Raw genomic sequence first — 23,632 nt, 5'->3', positions numbered from 1 at the left:
GCGGCCGGGAGGTTTCGGTCGAAGGTCCCGGAGTCAGGACGTTGCGGTCTCGTTATCCCCCGAACGCAACGGCGTCCCCGCGGGCCGCGTCGAAGCGGCATGGACATTTCAGCTCCCCCCCGGGCGGGCCGCGTGGCCGTGACGGCCGTCGCCACCGGCATGGCAGCCCTCCTGTTCACGGCCTGCGGAGCCTCCGGCGACTACGCGGACAGCGGCGGCGCCGGCAGCTCCGCTCCGGAGTCCGCCGACATGGCGGCGCCCGACGAGTCCGTGGCGGCCGAGGCCGATCGCGCGGAGGAGAACGGTGAGAGCGGCGAGGGCAGCGTCGGCGCGGACGTGGAGGTCGCGGACCGGCGACTGATCCACATCGCCGACATGACCGTGCGCGTCGACGACGTCGCCGAGGCCGCCGTTCTGGCCAAGGAGATGACGATCGAGGCCGGCGGCTACGTGGCGAACGAGAGCCTCTCCACCCCCGCGAACGGATCCCCCGACGCCGGCCTCACCCTGCGCATCCCCAACGAGGACTACGAGAGCGCTCTGGACGCGCTGGCCGAGCTGGGTGACCGCTCCACACTGGAGCGCTCGGTGGAGGACGTCACCGACCAGGTCGCCGACGTCGAGAGCAGGATCGAGTCCTCCGAGGCCGCCCTGGAGACCCTGCGCGGCTACCTGGAGGAGGCGGAGGACGTCGACGACCTGCTGCGGGTGGAGGGTGAGATCCAGCAGCGCCAGGAGGACCTGGAGGCGTTCCAGGCCCGGCTGAAGACGCTGGAGAACCAGACCGCCTACTCCACGGTGCACCTGAGCCTGGTGCCCCCGGCGACCTACATCGAGGAGCCCTCACAGGACTCCGTCGGCTTCCTCGGCGGCCTGGAGCGCGGCTGGCTGTCCCTGGTCGGCCTGGGCCAGGGACTGGCCGTGGCCGTGGGGTGGCTGCTGCCCTTCGCCGCGGTGGTCGCCGTGATCGGCGCCTGGCCGCTGTGGCTGTGGCGCCGTCGGGGCCGTGCCCGCCGGGCGCGGTCCGCGGCCGTCTCCGTCGACGCGGGCCGGGGACGCGGGCCCACGCCCCCGGACGGCCCCGACGGCGGTTCGCCCGACGGCCCCTCGGGTGACCCCGCCGCCCCCTCCGACGGGCCCGCCGAAGGCCCTTCGGGCACCTCGGCGTCCTCCGGGGACGAGCGGTGACCTGACCGGGACGACCGGAAAGCGCCGATGCCCGGCTCCCCGAGGGGGCCGGGCATCGGCGCGTCGGACAGGGAGGACCGGCCTAGACGGCCGTCTCCTCGTGCACGAAGGCGGTGAGCCGTTCGAGCATGTTCGGGTCGGTGCTGGGCAGCACGCCGTGGCCGAGGTTGAAGATGTGGCCGTCGGCGGCGCGGCCGCGCGCAAGGATGTCGCGTGTGCGGTCGGCGACGACCTCCCAAGGCGCGAACAGGGTCGCGGGGTCCAGGTTGCCCTGGAGCGCCGTGCCCGGCTGGACCCGCTGGACGGCCTTGTCCAGGGGCACGCGCCAGTCCACGCCCACCACGTCGGCCCCGGCCTCGCTGAGCAGGCTCAGCAGCTCGCCGGTGCCCACCCCGAAGTGGATGCGCGGCACCTCGTACTCGGTCAGCTGACCGAAGATCCACGAGGTGTAGGGCAGCACCGAGGCGCGGTAGTCCTCGGCGCTCAGCGCGCCGACCCAGGAGTCGAAGAGCTGGACCGCGCTGGCCCCCGCCTCGATCTGGGTGCGCAGGAAGCCCAGGGTGATGTTGGCCAGACGGCGCATGAGCTCGTCCCACAGCTCGGGCTCGCCGTACATCAGCGCCTTGGTGTGCTCGTGGTTCTTCGACGGCCCGCCCTCGATGAGGTACGAGGCCAGCGTGAACGGAGCCCCCGCGAAACCGATGAGCGGCTTGTCGCCGAGCTCTCCCACGAGCTGGCCGACCGCCTCGGTCACGTACGGGACGTCGCCGGGTTCGAGATCGCGCAGCCGCTTGATCCCGCCGGCGTCCCGGATCGGGTCGTCGACCACGGGGCCGACCCCGGGCTTGATGTCCAGGTCGATCCCGATGGCCTTGAGCGGCACGACGATGTCGCTGAAGAAGATCGCGGCATCGGTGTCGTACCGGCGGACCGGCTGCATGGTGATCTCGGTGATCATGTCGGGTCGCGCACACGCCTCAAGCATCGGCACGTCGGCGCGGACCCGTCGGTACTCGGGCAGTGAGCGCCCGGCCTGGCGCATGAACCACACCGGTGTGTGGGACACCGGGAGGCGCCGGCAGGCGCGAAGGAAGGGAGATTCTTGAAGCGTCACCCTTGAATCGTGCCATGCCCGCCCGGGTGGTCTCACTCGGATCGCCGGACCGGGGGTCCCGGAAACGGGAGCCGCCGGGGCCGAAGCGCGGCGGTCGGCACCCGAGCGGTTCCAAGATCATCACAAAACACCGACACGCCGGGGGAACTACGACCTCCCGCCGGTGACTCGTGCCACGGTCGAATCCGTGCCCACCATCACACCATCGGCGGGACACGTCCCGGCGACCCCCGCCAGGACGTGATCACCACAATTATGAAGGCTGACGTTTCCACCATGCCCGATGTCGGTAGCGCCGAGAACGCGCATGAGACGTTCCGGCGAGCGGTCGAGGCCCTGCGCTCACCCCTCATCCGCCCCGAGATCACCGTCCGGGAGATCCCCTCCCCGCAACGGCTGGCGCCCCATTCCGCCGCCGTTTCCGCCGAGGTCTCGGTCCAGGGTGAGGAGATCGCCTGGGGCCGGCTGATCGTCCTGTACGACCCCGAGGGCACCCGTGACTGGCCAGGCCCCTTCCGGGTGGTCTGCCAGGCCAACTCCGAGCTGGAGTCGGAGATCGCGACCGATCCCCTGCTCGGCCCGGTCGCCTGGAGCTGGCTCACCGACGCCCTGGAGACCCACGGAGCCACCCACCACACGCTGAGCGGCACGGTCACCCGCGCCACCACCGAGGGGTTCGGGACCAAGGCGCACGAGGGGGCCAACACCGAGGTCGAGATGCGCGCCTCGTGGACCCCGGAGTCGGACGACCTGTCCGGACACATGAGCGCCTGGCTGGCGTTGCTGGCCTCGGCGTCGGGGCTTCCGCCACTGGACGTCACCGACATCGCGAGGCAGCGGTCGCGCCCCTGAGAGGTGTCCTCACGGCCCCGCGGCACCGGCGCGGGGCCGCACGGAGCGGTCTCGGGGACTCCCCGAGCGGTATCAGCCACCGATCCCGAAACGGCCCGTATCTGCGTTCGGTGGCGACAGCGCATACCGTAGTGGTGTGGCGAACGCGTTGAACTCCAAGACAGAACCCCGCGAACCGGACAACGAAGACGCGGAGAGGGCGCCCCTACTACGGGAACCACGCGAGGGCCTGCCCGAGGTCACCGCCGACGCCGACGCCCTCGCCGGTGTCATCGCGGCCGTCCGTGCCGGCTCCGGACCCGTTGCCGTGGACGCCGAGCGCGCCTCGGGTTACCGGTACGGCCAGCGCGCCTACCTGGTGCAGCTGCGTCGGGAGGGATCCGGTTCGGCGCTGATCGACCCGATCGCCTGTCCCGACCTGAGCGAGCTGAACTCCGCGGTCGGTGACGCCGAAGTGGTGCTGCACGCCGCGCACCAGGACCTCCCGTGCCTGTCGGAGGTCAACCTGCGGCCGACCCTGCTGTTCGACACCGAGCTGGCCGGCCGGCTGCTGGGTTACCAGCGGGTGGGGCTCGGGTTCATGGTGGAGCGGCTGCTGAACGTGCGCCTGGCCAAGGAGCACTCGGCGGTGGACTGGTCGCAGCGCCCGCTGCCCGAGGACTGGCTCCGGTACGCGGCCCTGGACGTGGAGATCCTCATCGAGCTGCGGGACTCCCTGGAGACCGAGCTGACCGAGACCGGGAAGCTGGAGTGGGCCCGGGAGGAGTTCTCCTCCGTCCTGGCCGCCCCGCCCAAGGAGCCGCGCACCGACCCCTGGCGACGCACCTCGGGCATCCACAAGGTCCGCAACCAGCGCGCCCTGGCCGCCGTACGCGAGCTCTGGTACGAGCGCGACCGCATCGCCCAGGAGCGGGACATCTCCCCCGGCCGGGTGCTGCCGGACGCGGCGATCGTGGAGGCGGCGACGGCGATGCCGCGCAACACGACGGAGCTGACCAAGATCCGGCAGTTCGGGATCAAACTGGCCCGCCGTTACCTGACCACGTGGATCAAGGCGGTGGACCGGGCCCGCGAGATGGCCCAGGCCGACCTGCCGCGCCCCAACGCCCCCGGTGACGGTCCGCCCCCGGTGAACCGCTGGGCCGACCGCGCCCCCGAGGCGGCGCGCCGTCTCGAGGCCGCGCGGGCGACCGTGACGGGGATCGCGGAGGACGTCGTGATGCCGACCGAGAACCTTCTGCTGCCGGACACCGTCAGAAGGTTGGCGTGGGCGCCCCCGAAGACCGTGGACCCGGACTCGGTGGGCGATTTCCTGCGCACGCGCGGCGCCCGGAACTGGCAAATCGGGCTTACCGCGGAACCGCTGGCCACGGCCATCCGGGACGCGGCAAAAGCGTGAACATTACCCCCTTCATCCCCTTTGAACCCAAAGGTGACTGAAGTCACATGCCACCAGGGGCGGTTCACGCCTGTTCCGTAGCCCGTTGTCCGATTAAGTTATAGAAACGTGCCCTGGCAACTCAGGGCCGCTTGGCTTCTTTTACGGGTGTGTACAGAACCGTGGGCCCACAAGGCCCGGGTACTTGTGATCAGGGAAATGTGGTGAGTCTGCTTGTCGTTCTGGCGTGCGCTGCTGCGCGAGACGGGGTTGACGCGTTCTGCCAAGGTCGAGCCGACCGAGGCCGCCATGCCCACTCCCGAGGATCACCTCGAGGAACCCGCCGCGCCCCTGCCCGAGCAGGTGCCGGCTTCCGCGGGCGGGGTGTCCTCCGGCGCCTCGCACCGGGCGCTGCCCCAGCGCCCGGTCTCGTCCGCTCCGGCCGCCAAGGTCCCCACCGCCGGGATGCGCGCGGCGGCCCTGGAGCGCACCCTCCAGTCGCTGGTGGAGCGGCTGGGGACCGAGCACCCGGACACCATCACCGCCCGCAACAACCTGGCGACCAAGTACGCGCAGATGGGTCGGCGCCAGGCCGCCGTCCAGCAGTTCGAGCTGGCGCTGGGCGAGGCCGTCGCGGTCTACGGCGACGACCACCCCCGCACCGAGATCATCCGGGAGAACCTGGCCTGGGCCCTGGAGGACGTGGGCTGCCCGGCCGACGCCGCCGGACAGTGGGAGATCCTGCTCAGCCAGCGCGAGAACCAGTTCGGTCCGGCCGACGAGGACACGGTGGAGGCGCGCATGCGCCTGGCCGTCTGCTACCGGCGCAGTGGCCGGGTGGACGCCGCGGTGGCGCACTACGCGCGGGCCATCGAGGACGTCGCCTCGACCGAGCGCCGTGAGGAGCTGCGCCTGGGGATGAGCGCCGCGCAGAGCATGGCCGGACGGTACGAGGAGGCCATCTCACAGCTGCGGATGGTGCTCGCCGGACGCCGCCGCCGTCTGGGCAAGGGCCACCTGGACACCCTCGCGGTGCACCACCGCCTGGGCCGCGCCTACACCCAGGCGGGCCGCGCCGACGAGGCCGTCGAGGTGCTGCGCGAGGCCTACCGGGTGGCGCTGAACTCCTCCGGGGACCCGGAGGTGCGCCGGCTCACCATGCGGCTGCGCCGGGACCTGGCGGGCGCCTACAACGCCGCCGGTCGCCACCGCGAGGCCAACGCCCTGCTCTGAGCCGGGCAGCACACCCGTCACACCCGGGGCCGGGAACTCCAGCCGGAGTTCCCGGCCCCTTCGCGTGTGCGGGAGACCTCCTGGGTAATGGGTAAGGAGCTGGCCAGGGGCCTGGAGCGGGTCCGGCGGACCGTTGCGGACGCGCACCCGCCACGTGCGAAAACCACTCGCGCGAGCTTCGTGGGACTGGGAGTATCCATCCGTTGATCCCACCAATCGATCGGAGAGAGCCGTGCGCGAACTGAGCAGCGAGGAGATCCGCTCCTCCTTCCTCAACTGTCCCAAGGGCGAGGCCAAGCGGATGCACTTCCCGCCGACCATGCCGCTCCTGGACTGGGAGGACATGGACTTCCTCGGCTGGACCGACCCGAAGGCGCCCAACCGCGCCTACCTGGTGCTCGACGCCGGGGAGGACCCGCTCGGGATCGCCCTGCGGCTACCGGCCACGAACCGCAAGACCGACTTCTTCAAAACGATGACCTGCTCGTTCTGTGTGACCTCGCACCCCGTCGGAGGCGTGCGCATGTTCAGCGCGCCCAAGCCCGGCAAGGCGGGAAAGCGGGGTGACACGGTCGGCCTGTACCTGTGCGCCGACCTCGCCTGCCCGCTCTACGTTCGCGGCAAGCGGGAGTCCCCGCTGATCCAGACGGTGGAGGCGCTCACCCGCGAGGAGCGCATCCAGCGCCTGCGCATCAACGTCGACCGCTTCGCCACCTCCTTCCTCAGCCACGGGAGCTGAGCCGGGGCGACCGGCCCGGGCTCAGGAGCGGGCACCGACCCCTTCCGGGGTGTCAGGGCTCTCCGGGGTGATGAGCTGACCGGCGGCGAGGTCGCGGTACAGGTCGTCGCCCTCGACCAGTTCGGCGTGGGTGCCCACAGCGCGGACGGTGCCGGTCTCCATGACCACGATCCGGTCGGCGCTGGTGACCGTGGACAGGCGGTGCGCCACCACGATCACGTTGGTGGTGCGGGCGGCCTCCAGCATGACCGCCTTCAGCGCGCCCTCGTTGGCGGCGTCCAGCTGGGAGGTGGCCTCGTCCATCAGCAGCAGGCGGGGGCGGCGGAGCAGGGCCCTGGCGATGGCCACGCGCTGGCGCTCACCGCCGGAGATGGTGACGCCCCGGTGGCCGATCGCGCTCTCCAGGCCGTCGGGCAGGCGCTCGACCAGGTCGGTGAGCCGGGCCGTGCGGACGACCTCCCGGACCTCGGCCTCGGTGGCGCGGGGCGCGGCCATGGTGAGGTTGGCGCGCAGGGTTCCGTCCAGGACCGGGGCGTCCTGTTCGACGTAGCCGATCTGGGAGCGCAGCGCCTCCAGCGGCCAGTCGCGCACGTCGGTACCGTCCAGGCGCACGCTGCCGGTGGTCGTGTCGTAGAAGCGCTCGACGAGGGAGAAGACCGTGGTCTTGCCCGAGCCCGAGGGGCCGACCAGTGCGGTCAGGCCCGCACCCGAGGCCTCGAAGCTCACACCGTGGTGCACCAGGGGCAGGTCGGGGTGGTAGCGGAAGGTGACGTCGGTGAGGGAGAGCTCGGCCGGGCGTTCGGAGTCGGGTTCGGCGCGGTTTCCCTCGGGGTTCTCCTGGTCCAGGTCGGCGACCTCGTCGATGCGGCGGACGGCGGCCAGCCCGGTCTGGAGTTCGGTGGCCGACTGCACGAGGGTGACGATGGGCTCCATCAGGTAGAAGAGCAGCAGCAGGAAGGCGATGAGGGTGGACACATCCATCGTCCCCGCGGCCACCATTCCGCCGCCCACGCCCAGCACCACGAGGAACGAGGCGTTGACGGTGAGCGAGGCCAGGGTGCCCGAGAGCGCGGTCCACCCCGCCACGGAGACACCCTTGCGCCAGGACTCCACGGCGGCGACGTCCAGGCGTTCGATCTCGGCCCGCTCGGCGGAGGAGGACTTGACCGTGCGGAAGGCACCGAAGATCCGCTCCAGGAGGGAGCCCATCTCACCGAGCGAGGCCTGCGCGGCCTGGGTGGCCCGGCCGATCCTGGGCAGGATCACCCCCATGAGGACGCCGACCACGACGATCATGCCCAGGGTGATCAGGAGCAGCAGCGGGCTCAGGAACCCCATGATGACGACGGCGCCGACCAGCAGGACCGCGCTGGTGAAGAGGTTGGTGATGCCGCTGGTGGCGACGGACCGGAGCAGGGTGGTGTCGGCGGTCAGCCGGGAGACCAGGTCGCCCGGTTTGAGCCGGTCGAGTTCGCCCACGCGCAGCCGGACCAGGCGCCCGACCAGGTTGCGGCGCACTCCGAGCACGACGCTCTGGCCGGTGCGTTCCAGGACGAAGGCGCCCAGGGCGCCGATGACCGCACCGGCGAGCACCACGGCCAGCAGAGCTGTGATCGGGCCGGCGATGGCGGTGCCCTCGCCCAGGGCGTCGATGACGTACTTGGCCATGAGCGGCTGCACCAGGCCGGTCGTCCCGCCGAGGAAGGTGAGCACACCGCCGAGGACCAGCATGCGCCAGTGCACGCGGGCGTACTCCCACAGGCGGCGCAACGGCGCCTTCGGAGCCTGTCTGAGCAGCGCCCGGTGCTCCATGTCCGACCTCGGCATCCGTGCCCCCGTTGTCCCCTGATGGTCCCCTGCGTGCGGAATCTCCTCCCAGACAACCGCGTTGGCGGGGGCGGCCACAACCGTCGAAAGTAGGGGACGCCCCCTTCTTCCGAAGAGACCGGCCCCGCCGCTCGCACTATTTGTTACCGGCGAGTAGCATGGAGCCCATACAGTCCACCACTGCTTGGAGAAGGAGGGGCCATCGTGTCGCGAACTGCCCGCGATGTCGTGTTTGTCGATGGGGTCCGCACCCCGTTCGGCAAGTCAGGCAAGGGCCTCTACGCCGAGACGCGCGCCGACGACCTGATCGTCCGCGTCATCCGCGAACTGATGCGCCGTAACCCGGGCCTGCCCCCGGAGCGCGTCGACGAGGTCGCCATCGCCGCCACCACCCAGATCGGCGACCAGGGCCTGACCCTCGGGCGCACCGCCGCGATCCTCGCCGGGCTGCCCAAGAGCGTCCCCGGTTACTCCATCGACCGCATGTGCGCCGGCGCGCTCACCGCGGCGACCACCGCGGGCGCGGGCATCTCCTTCGGTGCCTACGACGTCGTGATCGCAGGCGGCGTCGAGCACATGGGCCGCCACCCCATGGGTGAGGGCGTCGACCCCAACCCCCGGATCATCTCCGAGAAGCTGGTCGACCCGTCCGCGCTGGTTATGGGCAACACCGCCGAGAACCTGCACGACCGGTACCCGGCCATCACCAAGGAGCGCGCCGACGCCTACGCGGTGCGCAGCCAGGAGAAGGTCGCCAAGGCCTACGCCGACGGCAAGATCCAGCCCGACCTGGTCGAGACCCTGGTCCGCTCCGCGGAGAAGGGCTTCGGTCTGGCCACCCAGGACGAGCCGCCGCGCCCCGGCACCACCATGGAGTCGCTCGCCGGCCTGAAGACCCCGTTCCGCGCGCACGGCAACGTGACGCCCGGTAACGCCGCCGGTCTCAACGACGGCGCCACCGGCACCCTGCTCATGGCCGAGGAGGTCGCCGAGGAGCTGGGCCTGGACGCCAAGATGCGCCTGGTTGACTTCTCCTTCACCGGTGTCGAGCCTGAGGTCATGGGCGTGGGCCCGGTCCCGGCCACCGAGAAGCTCCTCGCCCGCCAGGGCATCACGATCGACGACATCGGTCTGATCGAGATCAACGAGGCCTTCGCCGTCCAGGTGCTCGCCTTCCTGGAGCACTTCGGCATCGCCGACGACGACGCCCGCGTCAACCCGTGGGGCGGCGCGATCGCCGTCGGCCACCCGCTGGCCTCCTCGGGCGGCCGCCTGATGATGCAGCTCGCGCGCCAGTTCGCCGAGCGTCCCGACGTCCGTTACGGCATCACCACCATGTGCGTGGGCCTGGGCATGGGCGGGACCATCCTGTGGGAGAACACCAACTACGAGGGGGGCAAGTGAGCACCGCCATCGAGCAGGCACGAGAGCTGTTCAAGGACGAGGTCGTCACCAAGGCGATCTCCCGTGATGTCGAGCTCCCCTACGGCGCTGGCACCGCTGTCCTGATCACCCTGGACAACGGGCACGACCACACCAAGCCGAACACCTTCGGCCCCGGCGGCCTGCTCAGCCTGGACGCCGCGATCGAGGCCGCCAAGGCGCGCACCGACATCGTGGCCGTGGCCGTCACCGGCAAGCCGTTCATCTTCGCCGTCGGCGCCGACCTGACCGGTGTCCCCGCACTCCAGAACCGCGAGCAGGCCGAGGCCATCGGCAAGCTGGGGCACGACGTGTTCCGCAAGCTCGGCGAGCTGGACGTACCGACCTTCGCGCTGGTCAACGGCGCGGCCATGGGCGGCGGCGTCGAGGTGGCGCTGCACTGCACCTACCGCACCGTCTCCGCCGGCGTCCCGGCCTTCGCGCTCCCCGAGGCCTTCCTCGGCCTCGTCCCCGGTTGGGGCGGCACCTACCTGCTGCCGAACCTGATCGGCGCCGAGAAGGCCCTGAAGCTCATCGTCGACAACCCGCTCGCCCAGAACAAGATGATCAAGGGCAAGCAGGTCTTCGAGATGGGGATCGCCGACGCGATCTTCGAGCCGGCCGACTTCGTCGAGGAGTCCCTGCGCTGGGCCGCCAAGGTCCTCAAGGGCGACGTCGAGGTCGAGCGCCCCGAGGTCGACAAGGGCGAGGCCTGGGACAACGCGGTCAACATGGCCCGTTTCGTGGTCGAGGGCAAGCTGCACGGCGCAGCCCCGGCCCCGGCCCGCGCCGTCGAGCTGGTCGCCGCCGCCAAGACCGCCACCCGTGACGAGGGCTTCGACGCCGAGGACCAGGCGCTCGCCGACCTGATCATGAGCGACGAGCTCAAGGCCGGCCTGTACGCCTTCGACCTCGTGCAGAAGCGCGCCAAGCGCCCCGCCGGCGCCCCGGACAAGTCGCTGGCCCGCAAGGTCACCAAGGTCGGCGTCGTCGGCGCCGGTCTGATGGCCGGTCAGCTGGCCCTGCTGTTCGCGCGCCGCCTGGACGTGCCGGTCGTCATGACCGACCTGGACCAGGACCGCCTGGACAAGGGTGTCGCCTACGTCCACGGCGAGGTCGACAAGCTCCTCAAGAAGGGGCGCGTCAACCAGGACAAGGCCAATCACCTCAAGGCCCTGGTCAGCGGTTCGCTCACCAAGGACGCCTTCTCGGACGCCGACTTCGTCATCGAGGCCGTCTTCGAGAAGATGGAGGTCAAGCAGCAGGTGTTCGCCGAGGTGGAGGCCGTCGTCTCCCCCGAGGCGATCCTCGCCACCAACACCTCCTCGCTCTCGATCACCGAGATGGCGTCGAAGCTCGAGCACCCCGAACGGGTCGTGGGCTTCCACTTCTTCAACCCGGTCGCCGTCCTGCCGCTGCTGGAGATCGTCCGCGGCGACAGGACCGACGACGCCTCGCTGGCCACGGCGTTCGCCACGGCCAAGAAGCTGAAGAAGACCTCGGTGCTGTGCAAGGACGCTCCGGCGTTCGTCGTCAACCGCCTGCTCACCCTGTTCATGGGCGAGGTCCTGAGCGCCGTGGGCGAGGGCACCGAGCCCGAGGTCGCCGACCGCGCGGTCGCGCCCCTGGGCCTGCCGATGTCGCCGCTCATGCTGCTGCAGCTGGTCGGCCCGGCCGTCGGTCTGCACGTCGCCGAGACCCTCAACGAGGCGTTCCCCGAGCGCTTCGCGGTCTCGCCGCAGCTGGAGGCCGTGGTCAAGGCGGGCAAGACGGCGATCTTCGCCCCGGACTTCACCATCGACCCCGAGGTCAAGGAGCTCCTCAAGGGCGGGGACAACCCGTCCGAGGAGAAGGAGATCCTGGACCGCGCCCTGCGCGCGCTGGCCAAGGAGATCCAGCTGATGCTGGACGAGGGTGTCGTGGCCGAGGCCGCCGACATCGACCTGTGCCTGATCACCGGCGCCGGTTGGCCCTTCCACACCGGTGGCATCACCCCGTACCTGGACAAGGTCGGCGTCTCCACCGCCGTGAACGGCAAGCCGTTCCACGAGGGCGACCCGAAGGCCTTCTAGGCTCGAGTCGGCCCTTCAGGGCCCGTACTCCCTTCCCGGGAGTTCGGGCCCTTTTCGCTTTTCCCCGCGCAGGCGACTTATCAACGCATTACGACTACGGGAACACACTCATCAGTAACCCTGTGTAATTTATGGCTCATGGCCATCTCTCCCGAACACCAGATCTACTCCGAGCTGTTCGCGGACGCCCCCGACATGGCGGTGGACTTCCTGCGCGACCTCGGGGTGGTGGTCCCGGACTACGACCGCAGCGAACTGACCTCCTGCGACCTCGGCCACGTCGACCCGGTGGAGCGCCGGTCCGACGTGGCGATCATGCTGCGAGGCAAAGTTCGCGAAGACCCCCTCGGCAACCTCATGGGCATCGTCGTGGAGGTTCAACGAGACGAGAAGGAGCGCAAACGCTTCAGCTGGCCCGAGTACGTAGCCGCACTCCGCTCCAAGCACGAGTGCCCGGTGACGCTGTTGGTCATCTGCCCCCGGCAGCATGTGGCCGACTGGTACGACAAACCGATCCCCCTGGGCCATCCGGGGTTCGTCCTCAACCCCATCGTGCTGGGCCCGGAACGGATCCCGGTCATCACCGACCCGGCCGGAGTGAGCCGACATCCGACCCTGGGCGTCCTGTCCGCGGCGGCCCACGGCCCGGTCGACCCTGACGTGATCAAGGCCCTGCACACCGGCTTGGATTCCATCGACCAGGAAAGGGCGACGAAGTACATTGGATACGCGCTGCACCTGCTCACCGACAGCAACGGCCAGCGGGTTCTGGAGGAACTGATGATGACGGAAACCTACGAGTACACCAGCGCCTGGACCGAGAGCCTCAAAGCCGAGGGCCGTGCCGAGGGCAAGGCAGAGGGCAAGGCGGAGGGCAAGGCAGAGGCGATCCTGCGCATCATGGACGCGCGGGGAAAGATCCCCAGCGATGACGCCCGCAAGCGCATCGAGGAGTGCCGTGATCTCGACCTGCTCGACGTCTGGTTCAACAGGGCTCTGAACATCACGCGCGCGGACCAGCTCTTCGAGGACTGACATTCCTACGTCCGGCAGACTGTCCCCGGGACCTACGGTCGACCGGACGTAGGATGCCTGCATGAGCGAGGCGAATGAGGGGGTCTCCCCCCTGTGGCACCTGACCGGGTTTCGGCTGATCAAGCTGGGTGAGCTGGTGCAGGCGACCACGGCCTCGGTGTTCGAGGCGATGGAGCTCAACGCACGGCAGTTCCACGTGTTGGCGACCGCGGCGACGATGGCCGAGCCCTCGCAGCGGGAGCTGAGCCGGACTCTGGGAATCGACCCCAACGTCATGGTGGGGGTCGTGGACGAGCTGGAGCGGCTGGAGCTGGTGGAGCGGGTGCGCAACCCCCAGGACCGGCGGCGGTACATCGTCACGCCGACGCTGCGGGCCCTGGAGGTGCTGGCGCGGGCCCAGGCGGCCGTGGCGCGGACCGAGGAGGAGTTCTTCGCCGGGATCTCCGAGGAGGAACGCCGGGTCCTGCACGAGCTGTCCGGGCGGCTCATCGGCCAGCACCCCCGGGTGACCAAGTCCGAGTAGGTCAGTGGGCCAGGCCGAGTGCGGCGTGCACACGGCGCAGCGGACGGGGTGCCCACCAGTTGGCTCGGCCCGCGAGGCGCATGAAGACCGGCACCAGCACGCCTCGGATGAGGGTGGCGTCGACCAGGATCACCGCGGCCATGCCCACGGCCAGCATGATCAGGTAGAACACGCTGGAGGTCGCGTAGACCGCGAAGGACGCCGCGAGCACGACGGCGGCCGCGGTGACCAGCGGGCCGCTGCGTTGGAGTCCGGTGGCCACGGCCGAGGCGGTGTCGCCGGTCAGGTCGTACTCCTCCTTGATCCTGGCCAGCATGAACACCTCGTAGTCCATGGACAGGCCGAAGGCCACACAGAACATCAGGATCGGGAAGGTCACCTCCAAGGTGCCGTCGGCGGTGAATCCCAGGAGGCCGGACAGGTTCCCCTCCTGGAAGATCCAGACGATCACGCCGAACATCACCGCCAGGCTGAGCACGTTGAGCACGATCGCCTTGAGCGGCAGCAGCAGGCTCCCGGTCATCAGGAACAGCAGGACGAACGTGAGGGCCAGGATCAGCCCGAACACCAGGGGCACCCGTTCGAGCAGGGCGTCGCTGAAGTCGGTGAGGTCGGCCGGGTAGCCGCCGATCGAGGTGTCGGCGGGCGCGGGGACGTCGCGGAGGCCGTCGATGAGCCTCGGGGTGTCCTCGAGTGCCGCCATGGTGGGCACCACCGAGAACCAGGTGGCCTCCTCCCCCGCGAAGCGCTCCGCGGCGGCTCCGGGTTCGATGGTGTGCTGCCCGTCCTGGTAGGTGCCGGTGTGGGCGTCGACCTGGGCGACCCCGGCCACGCGGGACAGGGCGGCGGCGTAGGCGTCGACCTCATCGGTCTCCCCGGACGGCAGGTCCGCCAGTACGTGGACGGCGTCCATCTCCTCCTGGCCGAACCCCGCCTCGATCTGCTCTTGGACGTCGCGGCCGGAGTGCCCCTCGGGCAGGACCCGGGCGTCGGGCGGGCCGAAGGCGACCCCGAGCGCCGGGGCGGCCAGCAGCAGGACCAGGCCGAGGGCGGGCACACCGTACAGCAGCGGGCGGCGCATCATCCGCAGGGAGTTGGTGTGCCACCACCCCTGGTCGGCGCGGGGTTCGCGGCGGGCGCGGACCCGGTGGCCCGCCTTGGCCAGGGCGGCGGGCAGGAGCACCAGGGCGGCGACCACCGAGGTCAGGACCACACCCACCCCGGCGTAGGCGAAGGACTGCAGGAACGGGAACGGGAAGAGCATCAGGCAGGAGAGCGCGATGGCCACGGTGAGCCCGCTGAAGACGACTGTGCGCCCCGCCCGGGCCACGGCCAGTTCCACCGCCTCGGGCACGTCGCGGCCGCGGGCCAGTTCCTCGCGGAACCGGTTGATGACGAACAGGCTGTAGTCGACCCCGAGCCCGATCCCCATGACCAGGGCCAGGTTGGCGGCGAAGGTCGACACCTCGGTGAGCGCGGCGGCACCGCGCAGCAGGGCGAGGGTGGTGACCACCGAGAACACGCCCATGGCCAGGGTGAGCCCGGCGACCGAGGCCCTGCGGTAGAGCAGTAGGAGCAGGGCGAAGACCAGCGGGAGGATGACGATCTCGGCGCGGACGAAGTCGGCCTGGGCCTGGGCGGCGGCCTGGCGGAAGACCTCGTCGCCACCGCCGACCTCGACCCGGATCAGGTCGTCGGTGCGGGTGAAGTCCGGCGAGATCTCGGCGAGGGCGGCGCGGGCCTCGGTGACCGTCCCGGTCATGCGCACGGTGACCAGGGCCTGGGTGGCGTCCTCCGAGCGCATCGCCGGTGAGCCGTCGCGGGACCAGTAGGAGGCGGTCTCGGCGACGCCGTCACGGGCGGCCACCTCACGTTCCAGGGCGGTGGCGGCCGCGGCCACCTCGGGGTCGTCGACGGTGCCCCGCTGTGCGGTGACCAGGAGCAGGAAGTGGTGTTTTCCCGTACCGAAGTCCTCTTCCAGGGCCTGCTCGACCCGGTGGGACTCCGATCCGGGACTCTCGAAACGGCTGAGCTGGAGCCGGTCGAGGGTGCCCGAGGCCAGAACGAGCGAGGCCAGGCTGACGGCGAGCGCGGCGAGGAGCACCCGGCCGGGGCGGCGGGCCACGCCCCTTCCGAGCCGGGCCAGCAGGGGTGGCCGGGGCGGTTCCGGGGCCCGGGGGCCGGATGGCGTGGTCGTGGTGGGTGAGGCGGCCATGGCGTCTCCTGGAGGGTGCGTGTGGCGCCGGGTCAGGTGCACCGTTTCCAGTTCAATATCTTGGCCATATCGTATGCACAACCTACGATCATGGGAAGCGATCGTCTGACTTACCCATCACTGTTGTCGCGAGAGCCCGGATTCTCTCTTTCTTGACCGAGCATTCTTGAAAGGAGTAGCCTTCCCACCATGGCGAGAACCAAGGAGTTCGATCCGGACACGGCACTGCTCCGTGCGATGGAGCTGTTCTGGAGCAAGGGCTACGAGGCCACCTCCATGGCCGACCTGGTGGAACACCTGGGGGTGAGCCGGGCCAGCCTGTACAGCACCTTCGGCGACAAGCACGAGCTCTACGTGCGGGCGTACGACCGCTACCTGGAGGAGGGGGTCGACTTCGTCGGCGAACTCTCCCAGCCGGGCCCGGTGATGCCGGTGGTCCGGTCGCTGCTGACCAGGTACGCGGAGGAGTCGGCAGCCGACGCCGCGCGCCGCGGATGCTTCGTGGTGAACACGGCCGTGGAGCTGTCGCCGCACGACCCCGTCCTGGCCCGACGGGTCGAGGCCAACTGGAACCTCGTGGAGACGGCCCTGTTCTCGGCCCTGGTCAGGGCCCGCGCCCAGGGTGAACTGCCGCAGGGCCGCGACCCACGGGCGCTGGCGCGCCTGCTGCTCGTGACGCTCCAGGGCATGCGGGTCGTCGGCAAGAGCAGTGACGATCCCGCCCGCCTGCGTGACGCGGCCGCGGAGATGCTCGCCCTCCTCTAGCCACCCGAACCCGAGGCGCTCCCGTGCCGCCCCCGAATCGGAGACGGGCCCGACACAGGTCGACCTCTGCCCAAATTCAAGAATGATCGTTCTTAAAAGAGAGAGGTCGTCCCTTGCCCGACCCCGCAGCCCCGCCCGCCTCGGAGCGGGACTCCCCTGCCGTGCGCAGGCCCCGCACCGCCTTCGCCCTCCTCGGCACCGTCCAGGCCACGCTCATCGCCGGGATCACGGTGCTCACCGTGGCCCTGCCCGAGGTACGCCTCGACCTGGGCCTCACGGACAGCCGGCTCGCCCTGGTCACCAGCGCCTACGGGATCTCGTTCGCGGGCCTGCTCCTCCTCGGCGGCCGCCTCGCCGACCTGTACGGGCGCCGTCGCCTCCTGGTGGTCGGACTCGTCCTGTTCACACTGGCGTCCGCGGCCTGTGCCGTGGCCCCGACCGTGTTCACCATGGTCGCGGCACGGTTCGCCCAGGGTGTCGGAGCCGCGCTGGCCTCTCCCGCAGCCATGGCGCTGGTCTCCTCGGTCGTCACCGAACCCGCCAGGCGCGTCCGCGCCCTGGCGCTGTGGGGCGTGCTCTCCGGGACCGGGGCCACCCTGGGCACACTGCTGTCCGGCGTGTTCGCCCACGGAGGGGCCTGGCGAGGGGTGTTCACCGTCCTCGTGGCGGTGGCCCTCCTCTGCCTGGTCGGCGTCCTCCGGTTCGTGCCCGCGCCGACCCCCGCGGGGAACGGGCGCCTGGACGTGCCCGGCGCGGTGCTGGCCACCGCGGGGCTGACCGCGATCGGAGTCGGCGTTCTCGAGGCCGTTCCGGCCGTAGTCGTGGCGGGGGTCGCGTCCCTGGCCGCCTTCGTGGCCGTCGAGGCCCGTTCGGCGGAGCCCTTGGTACCGCTGGGGCTGTTGGCCACCCGGCCGCGTGCCGTGGCGCTGGGTTCGATCGTTCTCGCCTCGGCCGCCATGGCCGCCGGGTTCTTCTTCCTGTCCCTGTACGTCCAGGACGAACGGGGCGCGTCCGCCCTGGCCACGGCGGCGCTGTTCCTGCCCTACGGCCTCGCGCTCACCGCGACCGGGCTCCTGTCCGGCCGCCTGCTCTCCCGCTACGGCGTGCGGCCCGTTCTCACCGTCGGACTGGTCGTCGCCGCCACCGGGCTGCTTCTGCTGGCCCCGCTGGGCGCGACAGTGCTCGCGGGGCTGGTGGTGATGCCGGTCGGCGTGGGCCTGGTCTTCTCCTCCGCCACCGTCCTGGCCGTACACGGCTCCCCCGCCCACCGGACAGGTGTGGTGGCGGCGGTGGCCACCACCGCCATGGAGGTCGGCCCGACGGCCGGTTTCGCCCTCCTGGTCGCGCTGGCCTCCGCCGCGGGCGGCTACGGGCCGGCCCTGACCGGTGCGGCTCTGCTCTTCCTCCTCCTGACCCCCGCCGCGCTGACCCTGCGCCGGATCCCCCGGACCGTCTGACCCGCTCTCCGAACAGCGGGCCCGCTCTCCGAACACCACCCTGCGAACACCGCCGAACGGCGGACACACCAAGGAGCCCCAGCCATGAACCCCAGATTCCACCAGCGCGTCGTCCTCGTCACCGGGGCCGGCTCCGGCATCGGTCGGGCCAGCGCACTCGCCTTCGCCCGGGAGGGCGCCACCGTGGTCGCGGCCGGCCGGGACAAGGACCGCCTCGCCGAGACCGTCGAACTGGTCCGCCGGGCCGGGGGCACCGCCGACCACGCCGTCGCCGACGTCACCCGGGAGGAACAGGTCAAGGAGCTGGTCGCCACCGTCGTGGAGCGCCACGGCGCGCTGCACGTGGCCCACAACAACGCGGGGACGCTCGGACCGGCCGCTCCCGTGGCGGACCTGGACCCCGACGAGTGGCGGCGCACCCTGGAGACCAACCTGACCGGCACCTTCCTCGCGCTCAAGTACGAGATCGCCCACATGCGCGAGCACGGGGGCGGCGCCGTCGTCAACACCGGTTCCAACATCGGGGCCCACCTGCGCCTGCCCCACCTGGCCGCCTACGCGGCCTCCAAGGCCGGGCTCAGCACCCTGACCAGGGTCGCCGCTCGGGACCACATCGCGGACGGTGTGCGGATCAACGCGGTCAGCCCCGGGGCGGTGGACGCGCCGATGTCGCGCCGACCGGGTGAGAGCGACGAGGAGCGCGCCGCCCGCCTCGGCCCGGCCTTCCCCGTCGGCCGGATCGCCCAGCTGAACGAGGTCGTCTCCGCCGTCCTGTGGCTCGCCTCGGACGACGCCGGCTTCACGGTGGGGTCCGACCTGGTGATCGACGGCGGCGCCAGCGCGTAGCCGACAGCACCGCGCCCGGTCCTCGGGGAAGGAGGGCCGGGCACGGGTCCTGCCGCCGGGCGGCGGCAGGCGGAAGGGGTCAGACCCCCGCGTGGGCCTTCTCGCGCCGCTCGCTCCCCTTGGCCGCGGGGACCGTCACGTCCTCGTCGTCACCGCCCTCGGAGATGCCGATCCGGTCGTGCAGCCAACGCAGCGGGCGCGGCAGCCACCAGTTCCAGTCGCCGAGCAGGCGCATGGTGGCGGGCACCATGACCGCCCGGACGAGGGTGGCGTCCACCAGGACCGCGAGAGCGAGCCCGATGCCGATGATCTTCAGGAAGAGCAGTCCCGAGGTGCCCATCGCCACGAGCACCACGCCCAGCAGCAGGGCCGCGCTCGTGATGATCTGGCCCGTGCGCTGCAGCCCCAGGGCCACGGAGCGGGTGTTGTCCCCGCTGCGCAGGTACTCCTCCCGCACCCGGCTCAGCAGGAACAGCTCGTAGTCCATCGCCAGGCCGAAGGAGACGATCATGATGAGCACCAGATACGTGGGGTCGATCGTGCCGACCGCCTCGAATCCGAGCAGTCCGGCGAAGTGCCCCTCCTGGAAGCCCCAGATCACCACGCCCAGCGAGGCACCCAGGGACAGGGCGCCCATGAGCACCGCCTTGACCGGCAGCACCACGGAGCCGAAGGCGAGGAAGAGCAGGAGCAGGGTGGAGCCGATGATGAAGCCGACCGTCCTGGGCGCCTCCTCGACGATGGCGTCCAGGTTGTCCAGCTGCATGGCGGCCACACCGCCCACGAGGGTCTCGTCGGCGCCCTCGGGTCCGGGCTCGGCCCGCACGTCACGGACCAGGTCCTGGACCTCCGGGTCGTCGGCGGCGCCCTGGTAGGCCACCTCCACGTGCGCGATGCCCTCCCCCGTGCGCACGAGCTGGGTGCGGACCGCGCCGGGCAGGGAGTCGAGGCGCTCCACGTAACCGTCGAGCTCCTCCTCACCGCTGTCACCGAGCACGGCCACGTGGAGCCGGCCGACCTGCCCGGCGGGGAAGTCCTCCCCCATGACCTCGGTGCCGATCCGGCTGGAGGCGTCGGCGGGCAGGTAGCGCTGGTCGGTGGAGCCGAACTGGGTCGAGGCCAGCCCGGAGCTGAAGGCGATCAGGACGCAGCCGACCGCGACCAGTGAGACCGCGGGGCCGCGCATCACGGTGCGGGCCAGCCTGGCCCAGGCGCCGGTGTTCTCGTCGACCACTCCGGTCGCGGTCCGGCGCGGCAGCGGCAGCTTGAGCCGGTCGATGCGGCGGCCGACCACCGACATCAGGGCGGGCAGGAAGACCAGGGCCGCGATGAGGTCGAAGGCGACCACGGCGATCCCGCCGAAGCCGATGGACTTCAGGATGGGCTGGGGGAAGAACAGCAGGCCGGCGAAGGCGATGCCCACGGTGATGCCGGAGAAGGCGACGGTGCGTCCGGCGGTGTCGACGGTGCGGCGGACGGCGTCGGGGACCGCGCGCCCCCGGTTCAGCTCCTCACGGAAGCGGCTGACCATGAACAGGCCGTAGTCGATCGCCAGGCCCAGACCGAGCAGGGTGGCCACGTTGATGGCGAACACCGACACCTCGGTCACGGAGGTGAGGGCGCGCAGGACCGTGAGGGAGCCGAGGATGGCCAGGCCGCCGACGGCGAGGGGGACCAGCCCGGCGACCAGGCCGCCGAAGATCAGGACCAGGAGGAGGAGCAGGACGGGGAGCGTGACGATCTCGGCGCGGATGATGTCGCTCTCCGCGGTTTCGGAGAGTTCGTGTTCGACCGCGATCGAACCGCCCAGGTGGCTCTCCAGGGGACCGGACTCCAGGACCTCGGCCGCCGCCTCGAACTGGTGCAGGCGTTCCTCGTGGGTCTGGCCGGTGAGGGTGATCGGCATGTAGGTGGCGTGCATGTCCTCGGAGACGAGCATGCCGCGCTCGACGTCCTCGAGCTCCTCGTCGAGGTAGACGTCGTAGCCCGCGACGACGTCCTCGGGCAGGTCGTCGGCGATGCGCTGCACGGCCTGGGCGAAGGTCGGGTTGTCCACCTTCATCTCGTCGCTGCGGTAGACCGCGATGATGTCGATGTCGTCGTGGCCGAGCTCGTCCTGGAGCACGTCCATGGCCCGGGAGGACTCCGAGTCCGGGTCCTCGAAGCCGCTGTCACTGACGTCGGAGAAGACCCCGAGGCCCCACACGACGGACAGGACCGCGAAGAGTCCGGTGAAGGCGAGCACCCACCACCTGCCCCGGTGGGCGCCGAGCCCCAGTCGGCCGAAGAACCCCGTGTGTGTCGGCATGGGCCGCCCTTTCAAGCGAACAGTCGTCATGTCCGTGAACAGTGTTTGCTAACGGTGTTCACTTAAGCGTGCGGGCATTACGATGTCAATATCGCCGAAGAGGATCCAGAGCGCCGCGACCCTGGCGCGTGAGACGGGGTGTACCGCAGCAGATGACGAAACCGCCGGTCGGAAGCGACCAACGGACCGGAGGCACCCTGAGCCGTCGCGAACGTGTGCGCGAGGCCACACTCGCCGAGATCAAGGAGATCGCCCGCAGGCACCTCGTGGAGTTCGGGGTCGCCGGGGTCTCCCTGCGTGCGATCGCCCGGGAGATGGGCATGACCGCCCCGGGCCTGTACCGCTACGTGCCGGGGATCGACGCCCTGCTCGTGGCGATCACGGCTGACATGTACGAGGAGCTGGCCGACGTGGTGGCCGAGGCCGACGCCGGGATGCCCGCGGAGGACACGGACGGACGCATCCTCGCCTCGCTGCGCGCCTTCCGGTACTGGGCGATCACCCACCGGGCCGAGTTCTCGGTGATGTTCGGACCGCGCACCCGGCTCGACCCCGACGCCGACATCACACGCGCCCTGGAGGCGGGGCGCCGGTTCGGGTCCACCTTCTTCACCCTCTTCGACCGCCTGGTCACCGAGGAGCGCTTCCCTCTGCCCGCGGACGAGGACCTTCCCGAGTCCCTGCGCAGGGAGCTGCGCTCCTTCACGGGGACCATCGGCTTCACCTCCCCCGACATCACCGAGGGCGCGGCCATGGTGCTCACCACGTGCTGGGTGCGCCTGTACGGGGTGGTCTGCATGGAAGTGTTCCAGCATCTGAACTTTGTCGTGGGTGACATGGAACCACTCTTCGAGTCCGAGCTTCAGAACATGACGAAGGACCTCGGGGTGCGGTACTCCCCGCCCCTGAGGGTGGCGGGTGTTCAAGGCTCGTCCTAGGACTGACTTGACCGTTTGAGCCCCATACTGGAGGTCTGCGGCACTTGCCGGATAAGTGGGTACTAATCCGGCATGCCCTACCCGTGTTGGCGCGACGACGAGGACGACCCTGTGGAGAACCGAACCGGCGCTGAGCAGCCCGGGGAAGACATTCCCCGCCCGGACCGGACCGGCACCCACCAGCGACCGCCCGAGCACACGGGGACCTACCAGCACGGCGGCCCGCCCCCCGCTCAGCACGGTCGGACTCCGCAGGGGGCCCAGGAACCACAGGGGGCACCGGCTCCGCAGAGCCCACAGCAACCTGTCCAGGGGGCAGGGGCTTCACAGGGCTCGCAGGCGCCACAGCAGCCTGCTCAGGGACCGGGGGCTCCACAGGGCTCGCAGGCACCGCAGCCCCCGCAACAGCCCTTCCAAGGGCCGAGGGCTCCACAGGGCTCGCAGGGGCCGCAGCAGCCTGCCCAGGCGCCACAGGCGCCGCTGACCTCTCAGCAGCCTCCCCGGTCACCGCAGGGGCCGCAGTCTCCACAGGGGCCGCAGGCCCAGCAGGCCCAGTGGCCGTCTCAGGCCCCGGCCCGGCAGGGCCCGCCGATACCGCGGGCTCCCGGGCAGCCCGGGGACGCCGCGCGACACGGATGGGCTCCTCCGCGGGAGGCGACGCCCCCGGCCGCTCACCCGCAGCGGCCCCCACAGCCCTGGCCGCAGCAGCAGGGTCCCCAGCACCGGGGGCCGCAGCCGCAACAGCAGTGGCATCCCCAGGGGCAGCCCGCACAGCAGTGGCCCCAGCACCCCCCGCAGCAGTGGCCGCCGCCCCAGCAGTGGGGCACCCAGCCCTGGTACCCGCCGCCCCGGCGCAACCGGGGCGGGATCGTGCTGGGCGGGGCGTTCGCCGCCGCCTCCGTCGCCCTGATCGCGCTGATCGCCAGCGTGGCCGTCGTGGCGACCTCCCCGCAGGAGGAGCCGCCCAGCGGCGGGGCGGACGTGTCCGCCTTCTACGACAGCGGCCTGTACGCCCGGCCGAACCCGGCGGAGATCGACATCGCCGACCACCCGCTCTACGACGTCGCCATGCCGGAGCCGGTCGACTGCGCCCTGCCCGCCCTCGACACGGAGTCCGACAACTCCTGGATGGCGTTCGCCGACGAGGCCGGGACCTGCCTGAACGAGCTGTGGGCCCCGGTCATGGACGATCTCGGCCTGGTCCCCGACCTGCCCGAGATCACCGTCACCAACAGTCCCCTGGAGACCGACACCGAGGAGTCCTTCACCCTGGCCTACTACGAGAGCGACCTGGGTCTGATCACCGTGGTCCTGCCCAACGTGCGCCAGGTCGGTGAAGAGATCCCCCAGGCCCACCAGGAGGACGTGTGGCTCGCGCTGATGGGCCACGAGTACGCCCACCACGTGCAGTACGCGACCGGGATCCTGAGCGTCTCCCACGAACTGCGCCGGGACGCGGGCAGCGAGGACGCGGAGCTGGACACCCTGCGCCGGACCGAGCTCCAGGCCGAGTGCATGGCGGGTGTGGGGCTGCGCGGGCTGACCGATCCGAACGGTGACTCCCTGGACGTGGTCAACCTGTACTTCAACGGCGGCGGTGACCTGGAGACCCACGGCAGCGCGGCCAACCGGGCCCTGTGGCTGGAGTCGGGCTGGTCCAGTCCGACCGTGGGCGGGTGCAACACCTACGGGGCCGAGGAGCACGAGGTCGCCTGAACCG

18 protein-coding genes are annotated in these 23,632 nt (G+C 70.9%); 14 read left to right on the top strand and 4 right to left on the bottom strand.

The window, feature by feature from the left end; translation table 11 throughout:
- Positions 1–99 precede the first annotated feature (99 nt).
- Positions 100–1,188 (top strand): DUF4349 domain-containing protein, encoded by a 1,089-nt coding sequence (locus tag D458_RS0120525; protein ID WP_051049724.1) that lies wholly within the window; start codon positions 100–102, stop codon positions 1,186–1,188.
- An 82-nt stretch (positions 1,189–1,270) separates the two neighbouring features.
- Here the strand turns inward: D458_RS0120525 and hemE are convergent, their stop codons facing one another.
- Positions 1,271–2,239 carry a uroporphyrinogen decarboxylase gene (hemE, locus tag D458_RS0120520; protein WP_239648032.1) on the bottom strand — a complete coding sequence of 323 codons (969 nt, stop codon included), beginning with the start codon at positions 2,237–2,239 and terminating at the stop codon, positions 1,271–1,273.
- Positions 2,240–2,578: 339 nt separating this feature from the next.
- Between hemE and D458_RS0120515 the strand changes: the two genes are divergently transcribed.
- From D458_RS0120515 to D458_RS0120500, 4 genes are all read left to right on the top strand, one after another.
- Positions 2,579–3,154: a DUF3000 domain-containing protein gene (locus D458_RS0120515; protein ID WP_026119521.1), complete on the top strand. Its 576-nt coding sequence runs from the start codon at positions 2,579–2,581 to the stop codon at positions 3,152–3,154.
- Positions 3,155–3,302: 148 nt separating this feature from the next.
- Positions 3,303–4,553: an HRDC domain-containing protein gene (locus tag D458_RS0120510; RefSeq protein ID WP_017588612.1), complete on the top strand. Its 1,251-nt coding sequence runs from the start codon at positions 3,303–3,305 to the stop codon at positions 4,551–4,553.
- 213 nt (positions 4,554–4,766) lie between these two features.
- Positions 4,767–5,765, top strand: a complete 999-nt coding sequence (locus D458_RS0120505) for a tetratricopeptide repeat protein (protein WP_017588611.1) — start codon at positions 4,767–4,769, stop codon at positions 5,763–5,765.
- A 232-nt stretch (positions 5,766–5,997) separates the two neighbouring features.
- Positions 5,998–6,504 carry an FBP domain-containing protein gene (locus D458_RS0120500; protein WP_017588610.1) on the top strand — a complete coding sequence of 169 codons (507 nt, stop codon included), beginning with the start codon at positions 5,998–6,000 and terminating at the stop codon, positions 6,502–6,504.
- 21 nt (positions 6,505–6,525) lie between these two features.
- Here the strand turns inward: D458_RS0120500 and D458_RS0120495 are convergent, their stop codons facing one another.
- Positions 6,526–8,331: an ABC transporter ATP-binding protein gene (locus D458_RS0120495; protein ID WP_239648013.1), complete on the bottom strand. Its 1,806-nt coding sequence runs from the start codon at positions 8,329–8,331 to the stop codon at positions 6,526–6,528.
- A gap of 228 nt (positions 8,332–8,559) precedes the next feature.
- Between D458_RS0120495 and D458_RS0120490 the strand changes: the two genes are divergently transcribed.
- The 4 genes from D458_RS0120490 to D458_RS0120475 all read left to right on the top strand — a co-directional run bounded on the left by D458_RS0120490 (position 8,560) and on the right by D458_RS0120475 (position 13,383).
- The gene (locus tag D458_RS0120490) at positions 8,560–9,735 is read left to right on the top strand and encodes a thiolase family protein (RefSeq protein ID WP_017588608.1); all 1,176 of its coding nucleotides are present in this window, start codon (positions 8,560–8,562) and stop codon (positions 9,733–9,735) included.
- Positions 9,732–11,825 (top strand): 3-hydroxyacyl-CoA dehydrogenase NAD-binding domain-containing protein, encoded by a 2,094-nt coding sequence (locus D458_RS0120485; protein ID WP_017588607.1) that lies wholly within the window; start codon positions 9,732–9,734, stop codon positions 11,823–11,825. Before D458_RS0120490 ends, D458_RS0120485 begins: the two co-directional genes overlap by 4 nt.
- A 138-nt stretch (positions 11,826–11,963) precedes the next feature.
- Positions 11,964–12,860, top strand: coding sequence for an RpnC/YadD family protein (locus tag D458_RS0120480; protein ID WP_017588606.1), 897 nt, complete (start codon positions 11,964–11,966; stop codon positions 12,858–12,860).
- 61 nt (positions 12,861–12,921) lie between these two features.
- The gene (locus tag D458_RS0120475) at positions 12,922–13,383 is read left to right on the top strand and encodes a MarR family winged helix-turn-helix transcriptional regulator (protein WP_017588605.1); all 462 of its coding nucleotides are present in this window, start codon (positions 12,922–12,924) and stop codon (positions 13,381–13,383) included.
- 1 nt (position 13,384) lies between these two features.
- On the opposite strand, the gene D458_RS0120470 is transcribed toward D458_RS0120475, so the two are convergent.
- The gene (locus D458_RS0120470) at positions 13,385–15,598 is read right to left on the bottom strand and encodes an MMPL family transporter (protein ID WP_026119520.1); all 2,214 of its coding nucleotides are present in this window, start codon (positions 15,596–15,598) and stop codon (positions 13,385–13,387) included.
- Between the two features lie 189 nt (positions 15,599–15,787).
- Here D458_RS0120470 and D458_RS0120465 point away from each other — a divergent pair, with 189 nt between their 5' ends.
- The 3 genes from D458_RS0120465 to D458_RS0120455 all read left to right on the top strand — a co-directional run bounded on the left by D458_RS0120465 (position 15,788) and on the right by D458_RS0120455 (position 18,666).
- Positions 15,788–16,363, top strand: a complete 576-nt coding sequence (locus tag D458_RS0120465) for a TetR/AcrR family transcriptional regulator (protein WP_017588603.1) — start codon at positions 15,788–15,790, stop codon at positions 16,361–16,363.
- A 113-nt stretch (positions 16,364–16,476) separates the two neighbouring features.
- Complete coding sequence (locus tag D458_RS0120460) at positions 16,477–17,820, top strand: MFS transporter (RefSeq protein WP_204366906.1); 1,344 nt, start codon at positions 16,477–16,479, stop codon at positions 17,818–17,820.
- An 84-nt stretch (positions 17,821–17,904) separates the two neighbouring features.
- On the top strand, positions 17,905–18,666 hold the full coding sequence (locus D458_RS0120455) for an SDR family NAD(P)-dependent oxidoreductase (RefSeq protein ID WP_017588601.1): 762 nt from the start codon (positions 17,905–17,907) through the stop codon (positions 18,664–18,666).
- A 79-nt stretch (positions 18,667–18,745) separates the two neighbouring features.
- Here D458_RS0120455 and D458_RS0120450 read toward each other — a convergent pair whose 3' ends face one another.
- A complete protein-coding gene (locus D458_RS0120450) occupies positions 18,746–20,974 on the bottom strand; it encodes an MMPL family transporter (RefSeq protein ID WP_017588600.1) in 2,229 nt (742 codons plus the stop codon).
- A 152-nt stretch (positions 20,975–21,126) separates the two neighbouring features.
- On the opposite strand from D458_RS0120450, the gene D458_RS0120445 reads away from it, so the two are divergent.
- Both D458_RS0120445 and D458_RS37165 read left to right on the top strand, forming a co-directional pair.
- Entirely contained in the window at positions 21,127–21,912 is a 786-nt protein-coding gene (locus D458_RS0120445; protein WP_017588599.1) for a TetR/AcrR family transcriptional regulator, read from the top strand.
- Between the two features lie 870 nt (positions 21,913–22,782).
- Positions 22,783–23,628 carry a neutral zinc metallopeptidase gene (locus D458_RS37165; protein ID WP_017588598.1) on the top strand — a complete coding sequence of 282 codons (846 nt, stop codon included), beginning with the start codon at positions 22,783–22,785 and terminating at the stop codon, positions 23,626–23,628.
- Positions 23,629–23,632 lie beyond the last annotated feature (4 nt).

The organism is Nocardiopsis ganjiahuensis DSM 45031 (assembly GCF_000341085.1).
In the GTDB taxonomy this organism is placed as follows: domain Bacteria; phylum Actinomycetota; class Actinomycetes; order Streptosporangiales; family Streptosporangiaceae; genus Nocardiopsis; species Nocardiopsis ganjiahuensis.
The sequence above is the reverse complement of the archived record's forward strand: the minus strand, read 5'-3'. Positions and strand labels throughout refer to the sequence as shown.

Excerpts from the sequence above, each read along its gene's own strand:
- D458_RS0120495 (WP_239648013.1), bottom strand. The coding sequence starts at position 8,331 with ATGCCGAGGTCGGACATGGAGCACCGGGCGCTGCTCAGACAGGCTCCG.
- D458_RS0120455 (WP_017588601.1), top strand. The coding sequence starts at position 17,905 with ATGAACCCCAGATTCCACCAGCGCGTCGTCCTCGTCACCGGGGCCGGC.
- D458_RS0120465 (WP_017588603.1), top strand. The coding sequence starts at position 15,788 with ATGGCGAGAACCAAGGAGTTCGATCCGGACACGGCACTGCTCCGTGCG.
- D458_RS0120525 (WP_051049724.1), top strand. The coding sequence starts at position 100 with ATGGACATTTCAGCTCCCCCCCGGGCGGGCCGCGTGGCCGTGACGGCC.
- D458_RS0120445 (WP_017588599.1), top strand. The coding sequence starts at position 21,127 with ATGACGAAACCGCCGGTCGGAAGCGACCAACGGACCGGAGGCACCCTG.
- D458_RS0120470 (WP_026119520.1), bottom strand. The coding sequence starts at position 15,598 with ATGGCCGCCTCACCCACCACGACCACGCCATCCGGCCCCCGGGCCCCG.
- D458_RS0120475 (WP_017588605.1), top strand. The coding sequence starts at position 12,922 with ATGAGCGAGGCGAATGAGGGGGTCTCCCCCCTGTGGCACCTGACCGGG.
- D458_RS0120480 (WP_017588606.1), top strand. The coding sequence starts at position 11,964 with ATGGCCATCTCTCCCGAACACCAGATCTACTCCGAGCTGTTCGCGGAC.
- D458_RS0120450 (WP_017588600.1), bottom strand. The coding sequence starts at position 20,974 with ATGCCGACACACACGGGGTTCTTCGGCCGACTGGGGCTCGGCGCCCAC.
- D458_RS0120515 (WP_026119521.1), top strand. The coding sequence starts at position 2,579 with ATGCCCGATGTCGGTAGCGCCGAGAACGCGCATGAGACGTTCCGGCGA.